The organism is Skermanella sp. (assembly GCF_059503625.1).
On the sequence record NZ_JCACHA010000328.1, the window covers coordinates 1 to 2,817 of the forward strand.

The following is a 2,817-nucleotide window of genomic DNA, read 5'->3' on the forward strand; positions in this document are numbered from 1 at the left end:
CGCTGACCACCCGCGCCTTGCGCGCGACCGCGATCAGGTCCTGGTTGCGCATCAGCTTCGATACCGCCGCCGCCATCTCGGGCGTGATGCCGGGCGCCAGGTCCTTCAGTGCTGCGGAGTCGGCGGCATCGGACAGCAGCCAGTCGCGGAATTCCCCGACCGTCAGCGAGGCCACCGGCCGGAAAGCTTGTGCGTCATGGGTATCGGAGATCAGCCGGGTGACCTCGTCCTCTTCATAGGGGACCACCGCCTCGCTGAGGAAGGTCGTGAGCGGCAGGTCCGCCAGCGCCAGACGCGCAGCCACCCGTTGCTCGGCGCTGGATGCCGCCAGTCCCGCAAGATGGTCGCCCGAGCGCTCCGGCGAAGCCTTCGCCAGCAGCGCCTTCAGATCCGCGAATGTGTGGCGGGTGCCGCCGATATCCTGATGGAATGCCATGCCGGCCGTCGTTCCTCGCGCCAGGGGTGCCGGGAAGAAAGCGTCGCAACAATCGGCCCGTCTGGCAAGAGATCGAGTGTCCGGCCAAGATTGGCATGTTACCCGAAACGTCTACTCCTGTTAGACTTGCCGGAAAGCATGTCCCACCGGAGGAGACGATCCATCATGAACCATGCCATGACCCGCGCCGAATTGACCGAGAAGATCCTCCAGATCCGGATCGACCGCGACCTGACCTGGAAGTGGATCGCCGAGCAATCCGGACTTTCCAAGGAATTCACGACCGCCGCCGTCCTGGGCCAGATGGCGCTGCCCGCCGAGTCCGCCCGCAAGGTCGGGGCGGCGCTCGACCTCAACAGCCACGAGGTCAAGCTTCTCCAGCAGATCCCCAACCGGGGCTCGCTGGGCGAGGCCGTCCCGACCGATCCGCTGATGTACCGATTCTATGAGCTGGTGCAGGTCTACGGCACCACCTTCAAGGCATTGATCGAGGAGGAGTTCGGCGACGGCATCATGAGCGCCATCGACTTCGACATGGATATCCAGCGCAAGCCCGATCCCAACGGCGACCGGGTCTCGATTACGATGAGTGGCAAATTCCTGAAGTACAAACAATATTGACCGCATGGATGAGCGCAAACTCAAACCCGGCGACCCGAAACTGCTGGCGATCAGCCAGCAGGGACGGTGCTTCTACTGCGGCGAACCGGTCGGCGCCAAGGCGACTTACGACCACTTCATCCCGCAATGCTACGGCGGCATCGACGACATAGCCAACATCGTCCTGTCCCACCGCCGCTGCAACATCCTGAAAGGCGACCGCCTGCCGACACCCGACGAGATCGACAGCTTCCTGACGCTCCGCCGAAACGCCCGCCTGCCGGTCTGGCCCCCGATCCTGGCTCTGGCCGATGCCGAGGAAGGCGAGGAGTGGATCGTGGTGGCCAAGGCGGTGGCAGCCGAGGGCGGGTGGAAGGGATAGGCTTCGGCGGCGGCGCGGGAGTAAGCGCAGTGCCTAGCGAAAAATCTCCTAGCCGCAGAGAAGATTGTTAACCTGAAAACGTATCGGTATTTGATTCAAAAGTCCATCGCCTGTATGTAGTCGACGGCGATGATAGCCGCATCCAACCTGCGTTCCTGCCGGTGGAGCCGATCAGCGGGAGTATCGGTTGTGATCCGCGGTTGTGATCCGGGAACTGTCGTTTGATCAGCTTCGCCATCTGCTCGACGTACCGCATACGGTTCATGAGTTCATTGCTGCTCTTCGGTTCCACGGGGTTGTTGTCGACCGATCCCCGGCAGCCCCGGATACGATCACTTTGAGACTTGAGGATAGGCGCGTAGTGTTGCGAGGACATGGAAGTCAGCAACCATTGCCACTCGATCTTAAGCTAAAGCATCTAAAAACTCTCGGGCTCTCCCGATGAAATGATTGATAGCCAATCAGTCACCCTTTTGGCGTCACGCTTACCAGTCGATATACTTTTTCGTGTAGGGTTTTCCCTATGCCATCCAGCCCAAGGGAGCCATCATCCGATGCTTCAGTATCGCGCAGTCGTGCATCGTGGGGATGGTCAGTTCTGGATCGAACTGCCTGATTTTCCGGAAATCACACATCACGGCTTACTGGATCAGGAAAACCCGGTAGACGCTGCCGCTGCCTGCTTGGCGGATGCTATTATCTTGAGGATTGAGGAGAAGGAGGCGCTTCCGGAAGCGACGCCTCTCCCTAATCGAGCGTCTGAAGAAATCCTGGTCACGCCGATGCGGTACCGAAAAGCGCACGCTGCCTGATCGGCGATACATTCATTCAGACCGAGCGGATATCTGAAAAGCCAGCCAACCTATATCAAAGTAGCGACATCCGGTGATCGTCGCCGTCGCCTCCCGCCCGATGTCCCCGCTTTGTCCTTTGCTCCCAACACCACATCCCGCCGATGCTGTCCGCCGCCGCTTGGGTTGCGGCAGGCACGTTATCCCTATTGACGTAGTAGGAAATATACGCGACGATTGACACATGAGACTGTTAAACAGTCCGCTTCAGGCGCACATCGAATTCGCCAGCAAAAACGTAATTGGGGGAGACCAAAGCATGGAATCCGTGACTGAGACAGTCCGTCGAACAGCCATCTTCCTCGTCGGCCTCGGCGCCCTCTCCGGAGCCTTCATGATCGCCATGAGATTAGCGGTCTGACACTATAACCCTCCACGACGACGATACCGACATATCCGGAACGTTCCTGCCGTCACCTGGCGGATGAAGTACTACCGGGCAGCAGGCGCCGGAGTACCGCCATCACCGCTGCCGACGCGGTGATGGCGGACAGGAGCAGGCCCAGCAATCCGACCAGCGCTGAAACGATCATCGCGCCGAGCGCCCA

General features: G+C 60.1%; 4 protein-coding genes. 3 read left to right on the forward strand and 1 reads right to left on the reverse strand.

Annotated features, from left to right (window positions below; translation table 11 throughout):
• A partial coding sequence (eutB, locus tag AC5JJ6_RS07425) for an ethanolamine ammonia-lyase subunit EutB (RefSeq protein WP_496041424.1) occupies window positions 1-436 on the reverse strand: 436 nt, incomplete at its 3' end.
• Between the two features lie 165 nt (window positions 437-601).
• On the opposite strand from eutB, the gene cynS reads away from it, so the two are divergent.
• The 3 genes from cynS (at window position 602) to AC5JJ6_RS07440 (ending at window position 2,230) form a co-directional block, all read left to right on the forward strand.
• Window positions 602-1,057 carry a cyanase gene (gene cynS / locus AC5JJ6_RS07430; RefSeq protein WP_244619664.1) on the forward strand — a complete coding sequence of 152 codons (456 nt, stop codon included), beginning with the start codon at window positions 602-604 and terminating at the stop codon, window positions 1,055-1,057.
• A gap of 4 nt (window positions 1,058-1,061) precedes the next feature.
• Complete coding sequence (locus tag AC5JJ6_RS07435) at window positions 1,062-1,418, forward strand: HNH endonuclease (RefSeq protein ID WP_496041425.1); 357 nt, start codon at window positions 1,062-1,064, stop codon at window positions 1,416-1,418.
• Window positions 1,419-1,972: 554 nt separating this feature from the next.
• Window positions 1,973-2,230, forward strand: a complete 258-nt coding sequence (locus tag AC5JJ6_RS07440) for a hypothetical protein (RefSeq protein WP_496041426.1) — start codon at window positions 1,973-1,975, stop codon at window positions 2,228-2,230.
• The last annotated feature ends 587 nt before the right edge of the window (window positions 2,231-2,817 follow it).

Coding starts and splice junctions, on each gene's coding strand:
- AC5JJ6_RS07440 (WP_496041426.1), top strand. CDS start 1,973: ATGCTTCAGTATCGCGCAGTCGTGCATCGTGGGGATGGTCAGTTCTGG.
- cynS (WP_244619664.1), top strand. CDS start 602: ATGAACCATGCCATGACCCGCGCCGAATTGACCGAGAAGATCCTCCAG.
- AC5JJ6_RS07435 (WP_496041425.1), top strand. CDS start 1,062: ATGGATGAGCGCAAACTCAAACCCGGCGACCCGAAACTGCTGGCGATC.